Source organism: Filimonas zeae (genome assembly GCF_014641615.1).
GTDB lineage: Bacteria > Bacteroidota > Bacteroidia > Chitinophagales > Chitinophagaceae > Filimonas > Filimonas zeae.
In genome coordinates, this window is record NZ_BMIB01000002.1 from 544,463 (window position 1) to 563,538 (window position 19,076).

General features: G+C 48.5%; 18 protein-coding genes and 5 tRNA genes. 12 read left to right on the forward strand and 11 right to left on the reverse strand.

Annotation, left to right across the window (positions count from 1 at the left end; all coding sequences use genetic code 11):
- Positions 1 to 121: 121 nt before the first annotated feature.
- Together IEY13_RS09070 and IEY13_RS09075 are read right to left on the reverse strand one after the other, a co-directional pair.
- On the reverse strand, positions 122 to 754 hold the full coding sequence (locus IEY13_RS09070; RefSeq protein WP_188951661.1) for a porin family protein: 633 nt from the start codon (positions 752 to 754) through the stop codon (positions 122 to 124).
- Positions 755 to 977: 223 nt separating this feature from the next.
- Positions 978 to 1,676, reverse strand: coding sequence for a hypothetical protein (locus IEY13_RS09075; protein ID WP_188951662.1), 699 nt, complete (start codon positions 1,674 to 1,676; stop codon positions 978 to 980).
- 178 nt (positions 1,677 to 1,854) lie between these two features.
- On the opposite strand from IEY13_RS09075, the gene IEY13_RS09080 reads away from it, so the two are divergent.
- Positions 1,855 to 2,709 (forward strand): PKD domain-containing protein, encoded by an 855-nt coding sequence (locus tag IEY13_RS09080; RefSeq protein WP_188951663.1) that lies wholly within the window; start codon positions 1,855 to 1,857, stop codon positions 2,707 to 2,709.
- 300 nt (positions 2,710 to 3,009) lie between these two features.
- The gene (locus IEY13_RS09085) at positions 3,010 to 3,477 is read left to right on the forward strand and encodes an ankyrin repeat domain-containing protein (RefSeq protein WP_188951664.1); all 468 of its coding nucleotides are present in this window, start codon (positions 3,010 to 3,012) and stop codon (positions 3,475 to 3,477) included.
- 109 nt (positions 3,478 to 3,586) lie between these two features.
- Here the strand turns inward: IEY13_RS09085 and IEY13_RS09090 are convergent, their stop codons facing one another.
- Together IEY13_RS09090 and IEY13_RS09095 are read right to left on the reverse strand one after the other, a co-directional pair.
- Positions 3,587 to 4,084: a hypothetical protein gene (locus tag IEY13_RS09090; RefSeq protein ID WP_188951665.1), complete on the reverse strand. Its 498-nt coding sequence runs from the start codon at positions 4,082 to 4,084 to the stop codon at positions 3,587 to 3,589.
- A gap of 11 nt (positions 4,085 to 4,095) precedes the next feature.
- Positions 4,096 to 5,250 (reverse strand): zinc-dependent alcohol dehydrogenase, encoded by a 1,155-nt coding sequence (locus IEY13_RS09095; protein WP_188951666.1) that lies wholly within the window; start codon positions 5,248 to 5,250, stop codon positions 4,096 to 4,098.
- 161 nt (positions 5,251 to 5,411) lie between these two features.
- Here IEY13_RS09095 and IEY13_RS09100 point away from each other — a divergent pair, with 161 nt between their 5' ends.
- Positions 5,412 to 5,801, forward strand: a complete 390-nt coding sequence (locus IEY13_RS09100) for a response regulator (protein ID WP_188951667.1) — start codon at positions 5,412 to 5,414, stop codon at positions 5,799 to 5,801.
- 3 nt (positions 5,802 to 5,804) lie between these two features.
- Here the strand turns inward: IEY13_RS09100 and IEY13_RS09105 are convergent, their stop codons facing one another.
- A complete protein-coding gene (locus IEY13_RS09105) occupies positions 5,805 to 6,224 on the reverse strand; it encodes a hypothetical protein (protein ID WP_188951668.1) in 420 nt (139 codons plus the stop codon).
- 50 nt (positions 6,225 to 6,274) lie between these two features.
- On the opposite strand from IEY13_RS09105, the gene IEY13_RS09110 reads away from it, so the two are divergent.
- Positions 6,275 to 6,577, forward strand: a complete 303-nt coding sequence (locus IEY13_RS09110) for an ankyrin repeat domain-containing protein (RefSeq protein ID WP_188951669.1) — start codon at positions 6,275 to 6,277, stop codon at positions 6,575 to 6,577.
- Positions 6,578 to 6,678: 101 nt separating this feature from the next.
- On the opposite strand, the gene IEY13_RS09115 is transcribed toward IEY13_RS09110, so the two are convergent.
- From IEY13_RS09115 to IEY13_RS09140, 6 genes are all read right to left on the reverse strand, one after another.
- A tRNA-Tyr gene (locus tag IEY13_RS09115) sits at positions 6,679 to 6,762 on the reverse strand.
- An 8-nt stretch (positions 6,763 to 6,770) separates the two neighbouring features.
- A tRNA-Gln gene (locus IEY13_RS09120) sits at positions 6,771 to 6,844 on the reverse strand.
- Between the two features lie 193 nt (positions 6,845 to 7,037).
- Positions 7,038 to 7,121: transfer RNA gene (locus IEY13_RS09125), tRNA-Tyr, on the reverse strand.
- A 7-nt stretch (positions 7,122 to 7,128) separates the two neighbouring features.
- Positions 7,129 to 7,202 (reverse strand) — tRNA-Gln (locus tag IEY13_RS09130).
- Between the two features lie 131 nt (positions 7,203 to 7,333).
- A tRNA-Trp gene (locus IEY13_RS09135) sits at positions 7,334 to 7,405 on the reverse strand.
- 214 nt (positions 7,406 to 7,619) lie between these two features.
- Positions 7,620 to 8,489 (reverse strand): hypothetical protein, encoded by an 870-nt coding sequence (locus IEY13_RS09140; RefSeq protein ID WP_188951670.1) that lies wholly within the window; start codon positions 8,487 to 8,489, stop codon positions 7,620 to 7,622.
- Between the two features lie 107 nt (positions 8,490 to 8,596).
- Between IEY13_RS09140 and IEY13_RS09145 the strand changes: the two genes are divergently transcribed.
- The 8 genes from IEY13_RS09145 (at position 8,597) to moaA (ending at position 19,071) form a co-directional block, all read left to right on the forward strand.
- Positions 8,597 to 9,067: a (2Fe-2S)-binding protein gene (locus tag IEY13_RS09145; RefSeq protein WP_188951671.1), complete on the forward strand. Its 471-nt coding sequence runs from the start codon at positions 8,597 to 8,599 to the stop codon at positions 9,065 to 9,067.
- Positions 9,060 to 10,079, forward strand: a complete 1,020-nt coding sequence (locus IEY13_RS09150; protein ID WP_188951672.1) for an FAD binding domain-containing protein — start codon at positions 9,060 to 9,062, stop codon at positions 10,077 to 10,079. Before IEY13_RS09145 ends, IEY13_RS09150 begins: the two co-directional genes overlap by 8 nt.
- 16 nt (positions 10,080 to 10,095) lie before the next feature.
- Entirely contained in the window at positions 10,096 to 12,333 is a 2,238-nt protein-coding gene (locus IEY13_RS09155; protein WP_188951673.1) for a xanthine dehydrogenase family protein molybdopterin-binding subunit, read from the forward strand.
- Between the two features lie 195 nt (positions 12,334 to 12,528).
- On the forward strand, positions 12,529 to 13,122 hold the full coding sequence (locus IEY13_RS09160; RefSeq protein ID WP_188951674.1) for a (2Fe-2S)-binding protein: 594 nt from the start codon (positions 12,529 to 12,531) through the stop codon (positions 13,120 to 13,122).
- The gene (locus tag IEY13_RS09165) at positions 13,119 to 14,096 is read left to right on the forward strand and encodes an FAD binding domain-containing protein (protein WP_188951675.1); all 978 of its coding nucleotides are present in this window, start codon (positions 13,119 to 13,121) and stop codon (positions 14,094 to 14,096) included. The genes IEY13_RS09160 and IEY13_RS09165 overlap by 4 nt, the downstream gene beginning before the upstream one ends.
- A 10-nt stretch (positions 14,097 to 14,106) precedes the next feature.
- Positions 14,107 to 16,323 (forward strand): xanthine dehydrogenase family protein molybdopterin-binding subunit, encoded by a 2,217-nt coding sequence (locus IEY13_RS09170; RefSeq protein ID WP_188951676.1) that lies wholly within the window; start codon positions 14,107 to 14,109, stop codon positions 16,321 to 16,323.
- A gap of 4 nt (positions 16,324 to 16,327) precedes the next feature.
- Positions 16,328 to 18,091: an XdhC family protein gene (locus IEY13_RS09175; RefSeq protein ID WP_188951677.1), complete on the forward strand. Its 1,764-nt coding sequence runs from the start codon at positions 16,328 to 16,330 to the stop codon at positions 18,089 to 18,091.
- Positions 18,088 to 19,071, forward strand: a complete 984-nt coding sequence (moaA, locus tag IEY13_RS09180; RefSeq protein ID WP_188951678.1) for a GTP 3',8-cyclase MoaA — start codon at positions 18,088 to 18,090, stop codon at positions 19,069 to 19,071. Before IEY13_RS09175 ends, moaA begins: the two co-directional genes overlap by 4 nt.
- Positions 19,072 to 19,076 lie beyond the last annotated feature (5 nt).

Below are 19,076 nucleotides of genomic sequence, written 5' to 3' on the forward strand. Positions count from 1 at the left end.
TCAAAAGTAACAAGTCCACGGGAATAATAGAACTTATCCCTGGTTTACCCCTAACTTAAAAAAAGGAGCTGCCCCGTTTAATGCGGAACAGCTCCCTGAATCATAGAAATTTCTTTGCAGATTAAAATAAGCGGTAACCTACCGTAAAGGTAGCTGCAGCGTTTTTATTGTCACCCGCACCGGTGTTGTCGCCAATTTTGGTTAAGCCAAACTGGTATCTGCCGGAAACATTCAATGGCGTATTGGGAATTTCAAACTCCACCCCTGCTACAGCGCCAAAATCGGTGCTTTTGAACGCGTCTTTATTGCTTATGGAACCGCTGCCATCTTCATTGCTTGTTTTCAGCTTTGCACTTAACAGGTAACCAATCTGAGGGCCTGCATATAAACTGAAACCAGAGCCGGCGAAAGTATATTTAGCCAGAACCGGCAAAGTAAGATAGTTTAATAATTGCTTACTGGTAAAGTTGCTACCCAGGAAAGTGCCTTTATACTTTACACCTAAAGTAGACCAGGTAAGTTCTGGCTGAATGCCGAATGATTCGCTTACATGAAAGGTTGCAAATGCGCCACCATTAAGACCTACCAGACTGCTTTTACCATCACCTGCTCCGTTATTTCCTGTAATGGTAGCCAGGTTTACACCTGCCTTCAATCCAAAGCTTAATGGCTGGCTTTTAGAAGAAGTGGTTTGCGCAAAGGAAAAAAGGCCTGTGCAGGCAAAAGCTGCTACTAACAATAAAGACTTTTTCATGGTTTATATCGATTTATAAATAACTTATTTAATGTTTATCAGGTTGCGCCGCAAAGATAAAAGAGGATTTGTTAGAAAATAAAAAGACGATGATTTTTTAGGATGAGCGGTATGTTATTCACCTGAGCATAAGCAGAGAATACGTGATGAAGTATATGGGAGTATAAAAAAGCCACCCCGCTATGTTGCTGAGGTGGCTTTTATTTGAATACGGTATAACTGATTAACCCGGAGGCAGTTGATCCTGCACATATTCTACGGTTACCACCAACTCCACACCCTTACCCGGATGCAGTGCCTGATAACGGGTAGTAAGGTCCTGCTCCAGCCCCAGTATCTTACGGTCTTTATGCGTAAGAACTTTGTACTCATTGGTTTCACCATTTACCTTCAATATAAACCTCAAATCCTTATAGGAATACCAGGCTGTAAAACGCTGCGTTTCCGGTATGTTAAAATACCAGGCGCTGTCTTCGTTTCTAAAGTTTATGTAATAAGGCTTAGCCAGTTTTTCAGTCAGTTCTTTGGTTACAGCGGCAGACAGTGCTGCGTCTGCTATCTTTACTTTTACCTGAGGTTTGTAGGTAGCATGGTTTACCAGGCTTCTCCACATATAAAACGGAACACGTACCCAAACCCTCAGTTTTTCCTTACGGCCATCAATACCTGTAAACTCCACATCCACACCTCCCGCCTCAACCGTTTTTAAAAATGCCTTGCCACCGGTAACACTGGCGGTTAATACTTTATTATCGCTCACAGTTACGCTGGCCACCTGCATGTTATTTTCAGGAGTGTATAAAGTATCTTCTCCATGCCACAATTCAAGATACGGATCGGGAAGTGGGGCGGATGTTGTTTCCTTCCGGTTACAGGATGTACTAAGCAACGTAAAAGCGAAAGCAATTACTAACAGATTCATTGGTTTCATATGGAATAACTAAGTGCCCGGTTAGTTGGTAAAGGGCTTTTCAAATGTAGGTAATTTATAATACATGCAATCCGCCCCCTATCCTTTATTTCAGCCATTCATCCCTATTTCACGCACGTCCACCTTCCCACATACGTACTGGCTTTACAATCATTCCTAATTTAGTTTTATGAAAAAAATAACCCATAACTTATTTTTATCTCTGGCGCTCATTCTCTGCGCATCCTGTAAAAAAAACCATAGCAGTACTACTATTACTATAGACGAAACCGAACCCGTTGCTCATTTTGAATGGACAGGCAGCCAGAAGGTGCCAGCTGAAATTACTTTCACCAACAAAACCCTGTATGGCGAAACCTACCACTGGAACTTCAGTAACGGGCAAACCTCTGTTAAACACACACCAGATAAAGTAACTTTTACTACAGCCGGCAGCTATGATATTATTCTTACTGCCAAACGTGGCAACAAAAGCAGTCTGATAAAAAGAACACTGCTGATTACAGCAGACAACAAACCAGCTGCGCATTTTTCCTGGTTGTTTAAAGACCAACGCTCTATGGCACCTGCTACTATTATTGTTAAAAACGAATCGGTAAATGCAGACCGTTATGAGTGGCGGGTAGATGGCGTATTAAATACGGAAACCACGCCCACTCCTATCCTCTTTAATCAGGCAGGCGACCACACCATTACCCTTGTGGCCCTCAATGGCACAGAACGTTCTGCTACATATGAACAGGTGATAACCGTAGCAACCAATACCGATCCTGTAGCACGCTTTGCAGTTAATTACCAGCCTATCCCCTATGTGGTGGGTCAGCAGGTACAACTGGTAAACTTATCTACCAACGCAGATACCTGGCAATGGACCTTTGGCCCCAATGGCCCCGCTGCCACTACCGAAATGCATCCGCTGGTTACTTTTACTACTGCGGGCATCTATCCTATTACGTTAATTGCTAAAAAAGGAAACCTTACCTCTAAAGCATTTCAGATAAACCTGAAGATAAACGCACAGTAAATAAGCACCCTATGGCTTCACTAAAAGCGTTTAGCTTTTCTTTGATCGTATTTTAACGGGCTATCAGCTTTATTTAAGTGGGTAAACACCGGCTTTATAAGCCATTACATTTCAGTATCGTTACACATTACTTATCACAAAAGTTACTTATGCAACAAAGCCCTGCGAGGGGCTTTGTGCGTTTGCCCCTGTATGTAACAAATCACAAACGTTGTACCTATGCATTGTAATTAAATCTGAACAAAATAAACAGCGGGGTTACACAATAAAAATCACCTCCGGTTCAACAAATAAAATAATATGAAAACTACATTATTAGCCACTCTGTTCACTATCGCAGTAAGCGTTTCCGGTTTTAGTCAAAAAACTTTAGGTGTATTTGATGCTGTAAAACTGAACGACTCTACTACACTGGCCACCTGTTTACATTATGGTTTAAAAGCCAACACCACCAGCTTCTATGGCAATACGCTGCTTATGGAAGCAGCCAGAAACCACAGCTATGCAGCAGCAACATTATTGTTAGCACACGGGGCCAAAGTAGATGCCAGAAACGAACTGGGTAACACTGCCCTTATGGAAGCCACTTTAAGAGGCGATGAAAGAATGGCGGAAATGCTGTTACAGGCTGGTGCCAACATGAGCATTGTAAACAGGGCAGGTGAAACTGCTGTTACTATTGCAGAGGGCTTTGAAAAAACCGCGGTGGCAAGTCTGTTCAACAATCAGGATCAGCATACAAAAGACCGCTACGCTAAACTGCGTTAACTGCCGGGCAACAAAGCCCCGCTTTATATATCGTTGGTAACACAACCTTCCCAAAGGGTCTGTTGATCCCAAACACAAATTGCCTGCCCGCAGGCAGGCATTTGTTTTCTTATATCAGGCTTTTCTTCTTTTTACGGGATAGCCATAACACCAGCGCAGTTGTAACAGCCGCTGCCACCAGTATTTTTTTCACAGCTCCGCTTCTGTTATACTTCCATTCGGCTTTCCAGCCTTTTTCGGCCAGTATATTGGGTATGTGCCCTCTCTTAAAATCGTCTATAATGCCTTCTACTACATTTATACGGTCAGCCAGCAACAAGGGTATCCAGTGCCCAAAACTGCCCTCACTGTATTTGAAGGAGTAACGCCGTACAATACCGCTTAAACCCGATGGCGGTACGGAAGTACCAAATACGGCGCTTACACCCGGGCGCTCGTTAGAATGCAGTACTTCCACTGTTTCCGGCTGCAGTTGCGGCCTTTCATAATTTAACCTCCGGTGGTCATCCCCGGTGTATTTTTTCATGGGATAAGTTGGTTCATTTTCCGGATCGGCATCTACGCCCCATCCGTTAATATGTGCATATTCTTCAGACATGTTTTCCATATGATTATTTTTTATCGTGCAGAAGGAGGAACCAGAATGGTTTTAATGCAATTATCCAGTTTGGAAGAAAAAATGTGATAGGCATCTGACACTTCTTCCAGCGGCACTTTATGCGAAACAAGTTCTCTGGGGTTAATGCGGCCAGCCTGTACATGTTCAATTAATCTGGGCAGCAACCGTTTAACAGATGCCTGGTTGGCGCGTATGGTAATGCCTTTGTTTACTACGTTACCAATAGGTATCAGGTTACCAGTGGGGCCGTACACACCTACTATAGAAACAATCCCTCCCTTTTTAACGGAGTTAATAGCCCAGTGCAGCGCGGTGGCCGATCCTGCCTGTAACATCAGTTTACGACCGGTAATGGTTTGCATGGCACTGCCGGCTGCTTCGCAGCCCACTGCATCAATACAAACATCGGCACCAAAATAACCTGTCGTTTTTTTAATAAACAATACCGGATCTTCCAGCGAGCGGAAGTTGTATGCTTCACAAGGCGCATAATGCCGCGCAAACTCCAGCCGGTACTCTATATGATCTATCACAATTACCCGGCCTGCACCAAACAACCACGCACACCGCGCAGCCATAATACCAATAGGTCCTGCACCAAATACCACCACGGTATCGCCTTTTTTAATACCGGCCATTTCAGCAGCCTGGTAACCGGTGGGTACAACGTCTGTTAACAGCACCGCATCGTCCGCGTCCATATCAGCCGGTATTACCACAGGCCCTATATCTGCATAAGGTACCCGTACATATTCCGCCTGCCCGCCGTCATACCCACCTGCAGTGTGCGAGTAGCCGAAAATACCACCTACAGCAGTGGCTTCGGGGTTAGATTCGTGGCAGTTGCCAAAAAGCTCCTGTTTGCAAAAGGGGCATCCGCCACAGGCTATATTAAAAGGTACCAGTACATGATCGCCCTTTTTCAGGTTGTGCACATCGGGCCCCACCTCTTCTACAATACCGGTAAACTCATGCCCAAAGGTGGTACCTACTCTGGTATCAGGCACCAGGCCATGATACAGATGAAGATCAGAGCCACAGATACACGATCGGGTAACCCGTATAATAGCATCTCTGGGGTGCAATATTTCCGGGTAAGGCATATTATAATCTGCACGTATGCGGTAAGGACCGCGGTAATTCATTGCCAGCATATTGATTTATTTGATGTTTCTCCTTCGGGCGATACAAATACTATTCCCTGCCCGGGGCTGACCGCTATACACCCATGAACTACCGAAAACGGGGTCATTTACTGTGGCAGGCAGTTCCCAACCAGCAACTTTTACCCATTATTGCCGTTAGTATTCATTCTATGAATAACACACTATCCGGAAAAAAGAAACGGTTGCTACTGGTGGATGATGATATGGACACCAAAACCTTTGTATTACTGGCACTGTGCCGTACGCAAACCTACTTTGAATGCATACAGGTTACACGGGTAGCAGATGCATTGAAAGCCTGCAACTTACACAATCCCGATCTTATTTTGCTGGACTATCACATGCCGGGGCTTAATGGCATTGATTTTTTAAAGTCGTTCCGGAAAACTTATCCTGAAAGTAATGCCCCTATTATATTTTATTCTTCTCTCCTTACCAATGATGTTAAAAGAGAGGCGCTGATGTTGGGGGTGAATGCCGTGATTGCCCGGCCCGGTTCGGTTGCAACCCTTACCAGAATGATTGAGGAGTTTGGATAATTATTATCTGCCTGGCATTGATATGTTCACCTTGCGTAAAAACAATCGCTCTTCCTTACTAGTGTATTTCTGAATCAGATAACTACCTGAAACATCCCTTATGAGATAACTGGTAAACCCCGGAGGCACCTTATTGTGCTTATAGCACAGGTAAATGGTATCCTTGTGAGAAGCGCTGTACACCTTACCAGTATAGTACATCCTGTGCCTATTCCCTACACCCGTTGGAATAACATACGTAAATGCACCGGTTTTAAACATCACAAGCTGACAGGTATTTACAGTATCCTCATTCCAGGCAATTTCTGCCATATCCCCATAAGAAACGCTTTTGCGGGATGCACAACCTGCGGCCAGCAATACCGTTACCAAAAGTGCCAGCAAGGCAATAACGCTGTTCAATCTGAAAATATTAGCATTCATTAATTATACTGATACAAGTAGCCTAACCAATTTCTTGTTTTTTTTCAATAATGAACAAAAAAAAGCAAAAAAGCAAAAGCGGAAGCTATGCAGCTGCAAAGTTACTGTTGGCAAACGGAGCTAAGATAGATGCCAAAAACGCACTGGATAACACAGCTCTGATGGAAGCTACTTCAAGAGGAGATGTAAGAATGGCTTCGCTGTTAATGCAGGCAGGCGCAAACACGGCCCTCATTAACAAAGCAGGCGAAACCGCTTTAACCATTGCAAACGGATTTGAGAAAACAGCTATTGCGGTGCTCTTTACAGAAAAGGCTCAAAGCATTAAGTACCGTTATGCTAAACTGCGTTAACAACTATTGCGGAGAGCAATGGAATCGAACCATCGCCGCTTTTACACGGAACATCTTAGCAGGATGCCGCAACAAACCAACATTTGCCTACTCTCCTTTTGTGGGGGTTACAGGACCCGAACCTGCTGAGCCTTACGGCACCTGATTTACAGTCAGGCCTGCTTCCTCTTACAGAATATACCCCCTAAAAAACTGGTTGCCCCTACAGGAATCGAACCTGTATATCCAGAACCAAAATCTGACGTATTACCGTTATACGAAAGGGCATTGAGTGTGTCAGTTGGGTAACGATCCCACATCTCCGGTTTTTCAGACCGGCGCATACACCATGTTTGCTACAGACACATATCAAATTCAATAAACAATAGCGGAGAGCAATGGAATCGAACCATCGCCGCTTTTACACGGAACATCTTAGCAGGATGCCGCAACAAACCAACATTTGCCTACTCTCCTTTTGTGGGGGTTACAGGACTCGAACCTGCTGAGCCTTGCGGCACCTGATTTACAGTCAGGCCTGCTTCCTCTTACAGAATATACCCCCTAAAAACTGGTTGCCCCTACAGGAATCGAACCTGTATATCCAGAACCAAAATCTGACGTATTACCGTTATACGAAAGGGCATTGAGTGTGTCAGTTGGGTAACGATCCCACATCTCCGGTTTTTCAGACCGGCGCATACACCATGTTTGCTACAGACACATATCATACATTCTATAAACTATATTTCCTTCCCTACGGACATAGAAATAGTGCACGGGCTGCAGGATCCGAACCCGCACCTTCGGTTTTGGAGACCAACATTCTACCATTGGAAATAAACCCGTGTAAAAACAAAAAACCCGCCAGGTCAATAACCAGGCGGGTTCTGCGAAACATTATCACTAACGTCATACAATAGCCCACCTGATACCACTTTGATACCAGCTAAAGGGACTAAAATATGTTTGTTGTTGTTTCATGAAGGCAAAAGTATATTAATATTCCTATTTAAAAAACAAATTCATGTGTATTTATTTTTTAAAGTAACCCTGGCAGTTACTACGGCGCCACCCTGGCCTTCTTCTTATAATGATGCGATAACAGAAAAAAAGGAACGGCCGAAACCGTAACCGCAGCGCCCGAAGCTATCATCCATTCGTAGGTACCAGTGCGTATACGGGAGTTTTCAATAGCGGCAATAGCAGTAACCAGCCCTGCCAGTGTAATTGGCACCCCCACACCTACCGATACCCAGCCCAGGGTTTTAAAAGTCCGGTGCTTTTTCCAGTAAGTACTTTCGGTATCATACCACCAGGGAATATGCGGGGTAGCAATGGTTTTCGGTTTGCCGCTGTCTGCCATAGCGGGCGTTGACGGATAAAGCGTATAAGCCAGCCGAAGGCCCCAGTGGCTGGCCGCAAATCCGCCTCTGTTCCACCGCTCGTAATTTCCGGAAAGTGTTACATGGGGAATAACATAAGTACCAACGCCTATACCATAGGTAGTAGATCTGCTCTGGTACATGGTATGGTTATCAGAAAACCACGTAAACCCCAGCTGCGGTTCTGCAAAAAGGTTTTTATACCGGATATCAGCACCCAGCTTAACCGGTATAGCAGTAAAGCTGAAAGTGCCGCCCGAAACAGTCTGCACCGGTCCGGAGGAATGATATCGTATTGCGCCTGCCTGTAACGATACGCCATAAGCAGGCTTAATACGGTACAGGTACTTAGCCGAGCCGCCAATACCGTAATGAAACCTGGTGCCGGGTGCATCAAATACACCCGCACCTTTTCTGAATGCTGCCACAGGAATCGCATATTCCGGTCCTATGGAAATTTCCCGGCGTTGAAAAGCAGGTGTGTATTGCGCATGTAGTACAGAAGTGCCTGCGCATAGCAGTATAAATAATACCCGTGCGTTTTTCATGTTATGGCCTTGTTATGTAAAAGCTGATTAAAGTTAACGGAACGGCCGCTTATGCGGCAATGGCAGCACGGCATAATTTTTTTGTACCGGAAACCATAACTCATGCCATGACGAACATCTCATTTACCGTAAACGGGCAGCCCCGTACTGTAACAGTAGCGCCCTGGGTTTCGCTGCTGGATGCCCTGCGGGAACACTTACACCTTACCGGCACCAAAAAAGGGTGCGACCACGGGCAATGCGGTGCCTGTACGGTACTTTGCGAAGACAAACGCATTCTCAGTTGCCTTACGCTGGCTGTTATGAAAAACGGCCGCAGCATTACCACTATAGAAGGTATTGCAGATGGCGAAAAACTGCATCCGCTGCAACAGGCTTTTATAGATCATGATGCATTCCAATGCGGCTACTGCACACCCGGCCAGCTATGCAGTGCCATAGGTATGCTGCACGAAGGAAAGGCCCGCACCCGTGAAGAAGTAAAAGAGCTGATGAGTGGCAACCTGTGCCGCTGCGGCGCCAATGTGGGCATTATAGACGCTATTATGCAGGTAAAAGAAACCTACAGCCATGAATAACTTTACCTATACAACTGCAGGTAGCATTACCGCAGCACTGCAGCATACCAAACGCCACCCTCAGGCCATGTATATTGCAGGAGGCACCAACCTGCTGGATCTGTGGAAATACAACCTGTTGCATCCACAAACACTGGTTGATCTGAATGGTGTGCCCGGTTACCATACCATTGAAGCAAAAGAAGGGGGTGGCCTGCAACTGGGTGCACTGGTAACCAACGCCGCCACGGCCTATCACCCGTTAATAGAACAACGCTATCCATTGCTGAGCAAAGCCATACTGGCCGGCGCTTCGGCGCAGATACGCAATATGGCTACCAACGGCGGCAACCTGCTGCAACGCACACGTTGTTATTACTATTACGATGGCGATGTACCCTGCAACAAGCGGGAACCAGGCACCGGCTGCTCTGCAATAAAGGGCTACAACCGCATACACGCCATACTGGGTGCCAGCGAACATTGTATTGCTGTTTTTCCTTCAGATATGTGTGTGGCGCTGGCCGCACTGGAAGCAGTAGTACAGATAACCGGGCAGCAAGGCAAACGCAGCATTCCGTTTGCAGACTTTCACCGTTTACCGGGCAATGCACCCGAAAAAGACAACGCCCTGCAAGCGGGAGACATTATTACTTCCATTGACCTGCCTGCCAAAGAGTTTGCGCATCATTATTCTTACCTGAAACTGAGAGACAGACATTCCTACGCTTTTGCGCTGGTATCTGTAGCTACAGCACTGGAGCTGGAAGGCAACGAAATAAAAGAGGCCCGTATTGCACTGGGCGGCGTAGCACATAAACCCTGGCGCATACCGGAAGCAGAACAACTACTGCAAGGCAAACCCGCTACTGCCGAAAGCTTTGCACAGGCAGCGGACAAATTACTGGAAGGTGCGCAGGGCTACCCGCATAATCAGTTTAAAATAGAACTGGCCAAAAAAGCTATTATACGCAACGGCTTAATGGCCCTGCATCCTGAAACACAATTACCCGGCGCACAGCCTTCTGCATAATCAACAATATTCTGTTATGAAAACAACACCCGCCGTAGGCACGCCCCTCAGCCGCATCGAAGGCAAACAAAAAGTTACCGGTACCGCCAGATACGCGGCAGACTATAATGTGCCCGGTCTGCTGCATGGTTATGTAGTAAACAGCCCCATTACCAAAGGCCGTATTGTACAGGTAGATACCATACCTGCACTGGCAGTGGAAGGCGTGGTGGAAGTACTTACCCATAAAAACCGACCCGGCCTTGCCTGGTTCGATCTGCAGTATACGGATATGGATGCCCCGCCCGGCACTGTTTTTAAACCATTGCATAATGCTGATATTCTGTACAACGGCCAGCCTGTTGCGCTGGTGGTAGCCACCAGCTTTGAAACCGCCCGCTACGCCGCCACCCTTATCCGGTTTGTGTGGGAAGAAGAGCCGTTTGATACCTGTTTGCAAAACCACCCGGAAAAAGCACGGCCCGCCAAAAAAGGCTTTGCCACCGCCCTGCGCCCCCCGCCACCCAAACCAACCGGCAACTTTGAGGCAGCGTTTGCCAATGCAGCTTTTACGGTAGATGCAGATTACCGGCACAGCACCGAACACCATAACCCTATAGAGTTATTTGCCACCACCACTATTTACGAAGGCAATGGCAAACTTACCATATACGATAAAACACAGGGCACCATAAACAATCAGCTGTTTGTTGCCAACGTGTTTGGGTTGCATTACAAAAATGTGCAGGTGCTCGCCCCTTTTGTAGGCGGGGCTTTTGGTTCGGGCCTGCGGCCACAGTATCAGCTGTTTCTGTGTGTAATGGCTGCCCTGCATCTGAAACGGAATGTACGGGTGGTACTGGATAGAAAACAGATGTTCTCGCTGGGCCACCGGCCACAAAGCTTACAGAACCTCCGCTTTGGTGCAGATGCCACGGGTAAACTTACGGCTATGAGCCACCTGGCGGTATCTGAAACATCGCAGTTTGAAGACTATACAGAACAGGTGGTAGCCTGGAGCCATAAGCTTTACCCCGCCCCCAATACCCTGTTCGATTTTAAGGTGGTTCCCTTACACCTCAACACACCTATCGATATGCGGGCACCCGGCGGCTGCACCGGCATGCATGCTATAGAATGCGCTATGGACGAGCTGGCCTACCGTATAGGAATAGACCCGCTTCAACTGCGGCTGCTCAATTATTCAGAAACCGATCCTTCTACCGGTAAACCCTTTACCAGCAAGGCCCTGAAAACCTGCTATCTGCGTGCTGCCACGCAGTTTGACTGGTTTAAAAGAGATGGGCGCCCCGGCGTTACCACCCGTGGCAATAAGCTGGTGGGGTATGGTATGGCTACGGGCATATGGGATGCCTATCAGTTTCCCGCACGCGTAGAAGCCATTATTACGGCCGAAGGCAAACTGGTGGTACACAATGCCACTACCGATATTGGTACCGGTACCTTAACCGTAATGACGCAGATAGCTGCCGATGCCATGGGCCTGCCTGTAGCAGCTGTTACGTTTGAATATGGCGATAGCAAAAAGCCTTTTTCTATGTTTCAGGGTGGCTCGGCCATTACAGCTTCTACCGGCTCAGCCATTATGGTAACAGCAGAAGTGCTGAAAAAGAAGCTGCTGAAAAAAGCGCAGTCCATACCCAACTCCCCCCTTAAAAATGCCGGTATGGAGGAGGTGATTTTTACCAACGGCACTATACGCCTGCGGCAAACACCCCGGCAAGCGGTTTCATTTAAACAGATTATTGCTGCCAACAACGGCAAACCCATTAAAACCACCCGTATGGGTATGCCCCATGCCATAAAGCTGAGAAAATACACCAAAGCCACCCACAGCGCCTGTTTTGTGGAAGTAGAGGTTGATAAAGACCTGAAAACAATTACAGTTACCCGGGCCATTACCGCTGTAGCGGCTGGCAAAATCATCAATCCTAAAACGGCCCGCAGCCAGATAAGCGGCTCCATGGTATGGGGCATCAGCAAAGCCCTGCACGAAGAAACCATTCTGGATGAACATCTGGGCAAGTACATCAACACCAACCTGGGCGAGTACCATATACCTGTACATGCCGATATAAACACCCTGGAGGTAATTTTTGCAGAGGAAGAAGATACCCTTATTAACGAACTGGGTTCAAAAGGTGTGGGCGAAATAGGGCTGGTAGCCATGCCCGCCGCTATTGCCAACGCCGTGTTTCACGCCACCGGCAAACGGGTAAACAAACTGCCCATTCATTTTGATGAGTTGTTGTAAATGCATAAAAAGGTTTGAATATCATAAGTAATTGTTTGTTTTTGTTAGCGGTGGTGTGGTATAAGTAGCGTAGTTTTAGAACACGCAATATTCTGTGTGCATTCGGTCGTTTACCGTTATTGCTCTGCCAACACGTACAACAATAACGGTATGCCGCCTGTTTTGCAATAACAACCAATGAATTGATGATAGTTTATGGAAAAACAAACCTACAGCAGGCGCTTTTTCCTGTCCACCTCTTCCATGGCGGCGGCAGCGGTTGCCCTGATACCGGGCAATGTAAAAGCTTTCTACAAAAATGTAAAAAAGCGGTTTATACCCGCAAAAAGCGTAAACACCCTCTCGCTTACCATTAACCAAAAGCAGTACACGGTACAGGCCGATACCCGCACCACCCTGCTGGATCTGCTGCGCGAACAGCTGCAGCTTACCGGCAGCAAAAAAGGCTGCGATCATGGGCAATGCGGCGCCTGCACCGTGCATGTAAATGGCGAAAGGGTATTAAGCTGCCTTACCCTGGCGGCGCTGGTACAAAACCAGCCCATTACCACCATAGAAGGCCTGGCAGAAGGCGATCAGCTGCACCCCATGCAGCAGGCTTTTATTGAATGCGATGGCTTCCAGTGCGGTTACTGTACGCCGGGGCAGATTATGTCAGCCGTGGCCTGTGTAAAAGAAGGCCATACCCATTCGGTAGAAGAAATTAAAGAGTTTATGAGCGGTAACCTTTGCCGCTGCGGTGCTTATAACGGTATTGTTGAATCTATTCAAAAAGTAGCAGCCCGATGAAACCATTTACCTTACGCAAGCCCAACGATATTAAGCAGGCACTCTCCGGAAAAAAAGCCGGTGAAGCCTATATAGCAGGTGGTACCAATCTGGTAGATCTGATGAAGAAACACATTGCAGAGCCGGATGCCCTGCTGGATGTTACCACCGCCCTCAGCGCGGGTATAGAAACCAGCAGCCGCGGCATACGCATTGGCGCTATGGTACGCAACAGCCATATAGCCAGCCATGCAGCCATTCAGTCGCAATACCCGCTGTTAGCCAAAGCCATACTGGCTGGTGCCTCTCCGCAAATACGCAACATGGCCTCCACCGCCGGCAACCTGTTACAACGTACACGATGCCCGTATTTTTATGATATTACCCTGCCCTGTAATAAAAGAAAACCGGGCAGCGGCTGCGGGGCGCTGGAAGGCGAAAACCGTATGAGCGCTATTGTGGGATATAGCGAACACTGTGTGGCCGTACACCCTTCGGATATGTGTGTGGCCCTGGCGGCACTGGATGCCAGTGTGGTAGTTTCCGGCAGCGGCGGCAAAAGTGAGTCCATTCCCTTTGCCAGCTTTCACCGGTTACCCGGTACCACGCCCGAAATTGACAATAACCTGCCTGTTAACGCGCTTATTACGGCGGTTGAAATACCTGCCAACGCTTTTCATAAACACTACGCCTACCTTAAGGTGCGCGACCGTACTTCTTACGCCTTTGCACTGGTATCTGTAGCAGCCGCCCTGCAACTGAGCGGCACAAAAATTACGGCTGCCAGGCTGGCTTCCGGTGGTGTGGCACACAAGCCCTGGCGCTGGCACGAGGCAGAAAAATTTTTACAGGGTAAAGAGGCCACTGCCGCCAACTTCAGCCAGGCAGCAGCTATTGCCGCACGCAGCACCAAACCTTTATCGCACAACGGCTATAAGGTAACCATGCTGCAGGGCGCTATTGAAACCGCACTTCACAATTGTTTAAACGCTTAACACCCACCGTATGAGATTTTTTGAAAATCAACCTGCTGTTACCAATGCACCGGAAGGGCGTGTGGAAGGCGTAGCCAAAGTAACCGGCAGCGGTAAATACGCTGCGGAGTACCACGCCGGTAACATGTGCTACGCCGTAATGGCGGGCAGCACCATAGCCTCCGGCACTATTAAAAGCATTCATACTACCGATGCCCGCCAGGTAGCCGGTGTACTGGATATTATTACCCATACCCGCAAACCGCTGGTACCGGGCATGGCAGATGCCGCCAAAATAAAAGAATCCCGCTTTGGCCTGCCGGTGTTTCATACCGATAACATTTATTTTAAAGGGCAGCCTATTGCACTGGTAATTGCAGAAACCCTGGAAGATGCTACCTATGCAGCTTCTCTTATTTCTGCAGAATATACCACTACAGAGGCTAAGGTAGATTTTGATAAAGCCCACGCCGCTGTTCCGCTGAATGCAGCAGGTAAAGAACGTGGCAGTGCCGATGCCTGGCGCGATGCCCCCTATCAGTCAGAAGCAGAATATACCATTGAGCATGAGGTACACAACCCCATGGAAATGCATGCCACCATTGCCCATTGGGAAGGCCCTGACAAACTGAAGCTGTACGATAAAAACCAGGGGGTGAATAACGTGCAGCGTACGTTTGCACGGCTCTGGAACATACCAGCTGATAATATTGAAGTATTCAGTGAGTTTGTAGGCGGCGGCTTTGGCTCCGGCCTGCGTGTATGGCCGCATTGCCTGGCTGCTATTATGGCCGCAAAGCAGGTAAACAGGCCGGTAAAACTGGTGCTTACCCGGCCGCAGATGTTTTTGCTTACGGGCTACCGCCCAAAATCGTGGCAAAAGGTTCGTATGGGTGCCGATGCAGGTGGCCGCTTTACCGGCTTGCTGCATCAGGCCCGGCACAGCACTTCTGTATACGAAAGCTTTAACGATGGCATTACCCGCATTTCGCGCATGGTATATAATATCAGCAATGTAAAAACCGAGCAAGCTACGGTGCCGTTAAACATGAGCACCCCTACGTGGATGCGTGGTCCGGGCGACTGCTCCGGCGCTTTTGCAGTGGAGTGTACAGTGGATGAACTGAGTTACCAGCTAAAGCAGGACCCTGTGGCCCTGCGTTTAAAAAACCTGGCCATTACGCACGATCCTGAAAGCGGCAAACCATGGTCAACCCACTACTTAAACGAGTGTATAGAAAAAGGCGCCGCGCTTATTAACTGGCAGCAACGCAAGCCGTTGCCCGGTCAGGATAAAGAAGGCGACTGGGCTATAGGTTACGGCATGGCTACCGGTATGTGGAATGCCGGACGTGGCAATGCCAGCGCTGGTATTACCATGCAGCGGGATGGCGCTATAACGGTTAAAACCGCTATGACGGATATTGGCACCGGTACCGGCACGGGCATACAAAACATTGCCCATGAACAAACCGGCATAGCTAAAAACAAAATCAAAATAGAACTGGGTAATTCCCACCTGCCGCCCGCCCCCAGCCAGGGTGGCAGCACCGGCCTCTCCACTATCAGTGGTGCGGTAGCTGCTACCTGCAATGCCCTTAAGCAAAAGCTGGCAGGTTATGCAGCTGCGCAGGATGACACGTATAAGAATGCACAGGCCGCAGATATTGTATTATCCGATACCGGTATTTCCTGGCAAACCGCCGGAAATCATTTCATTGCCTATACCTCCCTGTTTGAGAAAAACAATCTTACCACAGTAGAAGTAGAAGCCAGTTCAGGCCCCGGTGCCGAAAGGCAGCAATACGCTTTCTGCTCCTCTGCCGCGCATTTTTGCCGGGTTAAGGTACATACCAAAACCGGCAAGGTAAAAATTGATAAAATGGTTACCGTGGCAGATGGTGGCAGCATTGTAAACGAAAAAGCCGCTGCCAACCAGATATCCGGCGCAGTAGTGGGTGGCATAGGTATGGCACTGATGGAAGAGCAGGCAACCGACCAGCGCTATGGCAGCCTGATAGGCAACGACCTGGCAGGCTATCACTTTGCAGTAAATGCCGATGCACCTGTTATTGAAGTGGCTTTTATTAACAAGCCCGATAAAAACATCAACCCCTCCGGCGCCAAAGGCCTGGGTGAGGTAGGTATTATAGGCTGTGCTGCTGCTATTGTAAACGCTATTTACCACGCCACCGGCAAACGGCTGCGCAGCCTGCCTGTTACGCCGGATAAAATATTACTGGGTTAACCGGATGAGAGAAATCAGGCAAATAACAGAAGCATATCAGCAGGCACAGCACCAGCAAAAGAAAGCGGTGCTGGCTACCGTGGTGCATATTGAAGGTTCGGCCTACCGCGCCCCCGGTGCACGTATGCTGATAGAGGAGGATGGCAGAACCACCGGTGCTGTTAGCGGCGGTTGCCTGGAAGGAGATATTTTGCGCAGGGCGTTGCTGGTAATGCAAAAGCAGCAGCCTGCACTGGTTACTTACGATACTACAGAAGATGATGATGCCGCCGGCATTGGCGTAAGCCTGGGCTGCAACGGCATTATACGTATTCTGCTGGAGCCGCTGGCTGCCGGCACGCACCACCCTGTTGCCTTACTGCAACAAGCCGTAAGCAGCCGCACACCAGCGGTAATAGCCACTTTTTTTACCCCGGATAACAGCCGCGATACGCAGCAGGGTACCCGCCTGCTGGTAAACCATCAGCAGCAGCCATTTACCGGCAGCCCACTGCCCGTTGGCCTGCCACGTCTGCTGCCGGATGTGGCGCAGGTATTTGCCATGCAGGCTTCTGCCTTTATCAGCTATACACCGGCACATGGCGGCAGCTACCCCTGCCAGGTATTTCTGGAATACCTGCACCCTGCTCCGGCACTGGTAATAGCAGGCGCAGGCAACGATATATTACCGGTAGTGCAAATGGCCCATACACTGGGCTGGGATACCACGCTGGTTGATGGCAGACCTGCCTATGCCAGTAAAGCACGCTTCCCCCTCTGCCGCATACATATTGCCGCAGTAACCAATCCGCTGGGTAGTGTTACACCCGATGCCTATACCGCCATACTGCTGATGAGCCATAACTATGCGTACGATAAGGCAGCATTGAAACAGGCCCTGCAAAGCCAGGTGCCTTATATAGGTATACTGGGCCCTGCTAAAAAACGTGAGCGGATGTTGCAGGAACTGAAAGAAGAAGGCATAACGATAACCGCCGCACAGGAACAACGTATTTATGGCCCTACCGGACTGGACATAGGCGCAGAAACGCCGGAAGAAATTGCACTGTCTATACTCAGCGAAATAAAAACCGTTTTTGCCCAAACCAAAGGCGCTTTGTTGCGCAGCCGCAAAGGCAGCATTCACAAACGCCATACCCGCATCAGCAACCCGCTGGAAACGTATGGCATACTGGTACTGGCCGCCGGCCAGAGTAAACGCCTGGGCTTTCCCAAACAGCAACTGATGTATAAAGGCGATACGCTGTTACGTAATGCCCTGCGTACCGCCTGCACACTGGGGGTTGCTGCCACAGCCGTAACTACCGGCAACAACGCTGCAGAGGTAAAAAAGCAGTTACAGGACATGCCGGTAACCGTACTGGAAAACCCGGCTTATGCCGAAGGTATGGCCAGTTCTATACGTACCGGTGTAGCCTGGCTTACACAACAGCATCCGCAATTGCAACATATATTGATTATGCTGTGCGATCAGCCTTACCTTACCGCACAACATTTGCGTAACCTGATACACCGGCAGCAACAAACCGGCGCCAGGGTAACTGCCAGTTATTATGCAGAGCGCCAGGGCGTACCGGCACTGTTTCATCAATCGTTGTTTACAGACTTACTACAGCTACAGGGCGATAAAGGTGCCCGCTATCTGATAGAAGCCCTGGCCAACGAAGTGGAACAGGTAGCCTGCCCCGCATTGGCTACCGATGTGGATGATAGCAAAGCCTGGTGGAAACTAATAGAGGAAGAAGAAAAGACAAGCCCGATTACATGATTACAGACCGATATAACAGACCCCACGATTATTTACGGATTTCACTAACCGATCTCTGCAATCTCCGCTGCCTGTACTGCATGCCCGAGGAAGACTATCCCTTTTTACCCACAGCGCAACTGATGCAACCGCAGGAGATAGCGGAAATAGTACGCATATTTACCACACTTGGCGTTAATAAAGTACGGCTTACCGGCGGCGAACCGCTGGCCCGGAAAGACTTTGAAGATATTATTCAGCGCCTTCGCCAGCTGCCTGTAAAACTAACGCTTACTACCAATGCCACCTTATTGCACCGGCATATGGAAACATTGCTGCAGGCCGGGGTAAGCAGCATTAACATAAGCCTGGATACCCTGCAGCCGGAACGTTTCTTTTTTCTTACCCGGCGCGATCGCTTTACACAAACCATGGATAATATTCAGCTGGCCCTGCAAAAAGGTATGCAGGTGAAAATAAACGTGGTGGTAATGAAGGGCATTAACGAAGCTGAGATACCTGATTTTATAGAATGGACCCGTAACGTGCCTGTAGATATACGGTTTATTGAGTTTATGCCTTTTACCGGCAACCGCTGGTCGGGCGCACAGGTGTTTACACGCCAGGAGATACTACAACTGATACAACAGCAGTATGCCTTTACTACCCTGCCCGTACCTGCACACTCTACCAGCACACCCTACCAGATACCAGGTTTTGCAGGCTCATTTGCCATCATCAGCACCATGAGCAATCCCTTTTGTGCAGGCTGTAACCGCATGCGGCTTACCGCCGATGGCAAAATGAAAAACTGCCTGTTTGCTGCGGATGAAACCAATTTGCTGGAAGCCCTCCGCGCAGGGCAGCCGCTGGAGCCGCTGATACAAACCAATATACTGGGTAAGGCAGAGCAACTGGGCGGACAACTGAACCAGCAGCCATATCAGCAGCTGGCCGCAGAACAGGTAATTAACAGAAGCATGATAAGCATTGGAGGTTAATATAA

Excerpts from the sequence above, each read along its gene's own strand:
- IEY13_RS09070 (WP_188951661.1), bottom strand. The coding sequence starts at position 754 with ATGAAAAAGTCTTTATTGTTAGTAGCAGCTTTTGCCTGCACAGGCCTT.
- IEY13_RS09075 (WP_188951662.1), bottom strand. The coding sequence starts at position 1,676 with ATGAATCTGTTAGTAATTGCTTTCGCTTTTACGTTGCTTAGTACATCC.
- IEY13_RS09080 (WP_188951663.1), top strand. The coding sequence starts at position 1,855 with ATGAAAAAAATAACCCATAACTTATTTTTATCTCTGGCGCTCATTCTC.
- IEY13_RS09085 (WP_188951664.1), top strand. The coding sequence starts at position 3,010 with ATGAAAACTACATTATTAGCCACTCTGTTCACTATCGCAGTAAGCGTT.
- IEY13_RS09090 (WP_188951665.1), bottom strand. The coding sequence starts at position 4,084 with ATGGAAAACATGTCTGAAGAATATGCACATATTAACGGATGGGGCGTA.
- IEY13_RS09095 (WP_188951666.1), bottom strand. The coding sequence starts at position 5,250 with ATGCTGGCAATGAATTACCGCGGTCCTTACCGCATACGTGCAGATTAT.
- IEY13_RS09100 (WP_188951667.1), top strand. The coding sequence starts at position 5,412 with ATGAATAACACACTATCCGGAAAAAAGAAACGGTTGCTACTGGTGGAT.
- IEY13_RS09105 (WP_188951668.1), bottom strand. The coding sequence starts at position 6,224 with ATGAATGCTAATATTTTCAGATTGAACAGCGTTATTGCCTTGCTGGCA.
- IEY13_RS09110 (WP_188951669.1), top strand. The coding sequence starts at position 6,275 with ATGAACAAAAAAAAGCAAAAAAGCAAAAGCGGAAGCTATGCAGCTGCA.
- IEY13_RS09140 (WP_188951670.1), bottom strand. The coding sequence starts at position 8,489 with ATGAAAAACGCACGGGTATTATTTATACTGCTATGCGCAGGCACTTCT.
- IEY13_RS09145 (WP_188951671.1), top strand. The coding sequence starts at position 8,597 with ATGACGAACATCTCATTTACCGTAAACGGGCAGCCCCGTACTGTAACA.
- IEY13_RS09150 (WP_188951672.1), top strand. The coding sequence starts at position 9,060 with ATGAATAACTTTACCTATACAACTGCAGGTAGCATTACCGCAGCACTG.
- IEY13_RS09155 (WP_188951673.1), top strand. The coding sequence starts at position 10,096 with ATGAAAACAACACCCGCCGTAGGCACGCCCCTCAGCCGCATCGAAGGC.
- IEY13_RS09160 (WP_188951674.1), top strand. The coding sequence starts at position 12,529 with ATGGAAAAACAAACCTACAGCAGGCGCTTTTTCCTGTCCACCTCTTCC.
- IEY13_RS09165 (WP_188951675.1), top strand. The coding sequence starts at position 13,119 with ATGAAACCATTTACCTTACGCAAGCCCAACGATATTAAGCAGGCACTC.
- IEY13_RS09170 (WP_188951676.1), top strand. The coding sequence starts at position 14,107 with ATGAGATTTTTTGAAAATCAACCTGCTGTTACCAATGCACCGGAAGGG.
- IEY13_RS09175 (WP_188951677.1), top strand. The coding sequence starts at position 16,328 with ATGAGAGAAATCAGGCAAATAACAGAAGCATATCAGCAGGCACAGCAC.
- moaA (WP_188951678.1), top strand. The coding sequence starts at position 18,088 with ATGATTACAGACCGATATAACAGACCCCACGATTATTTACGGATTTCA.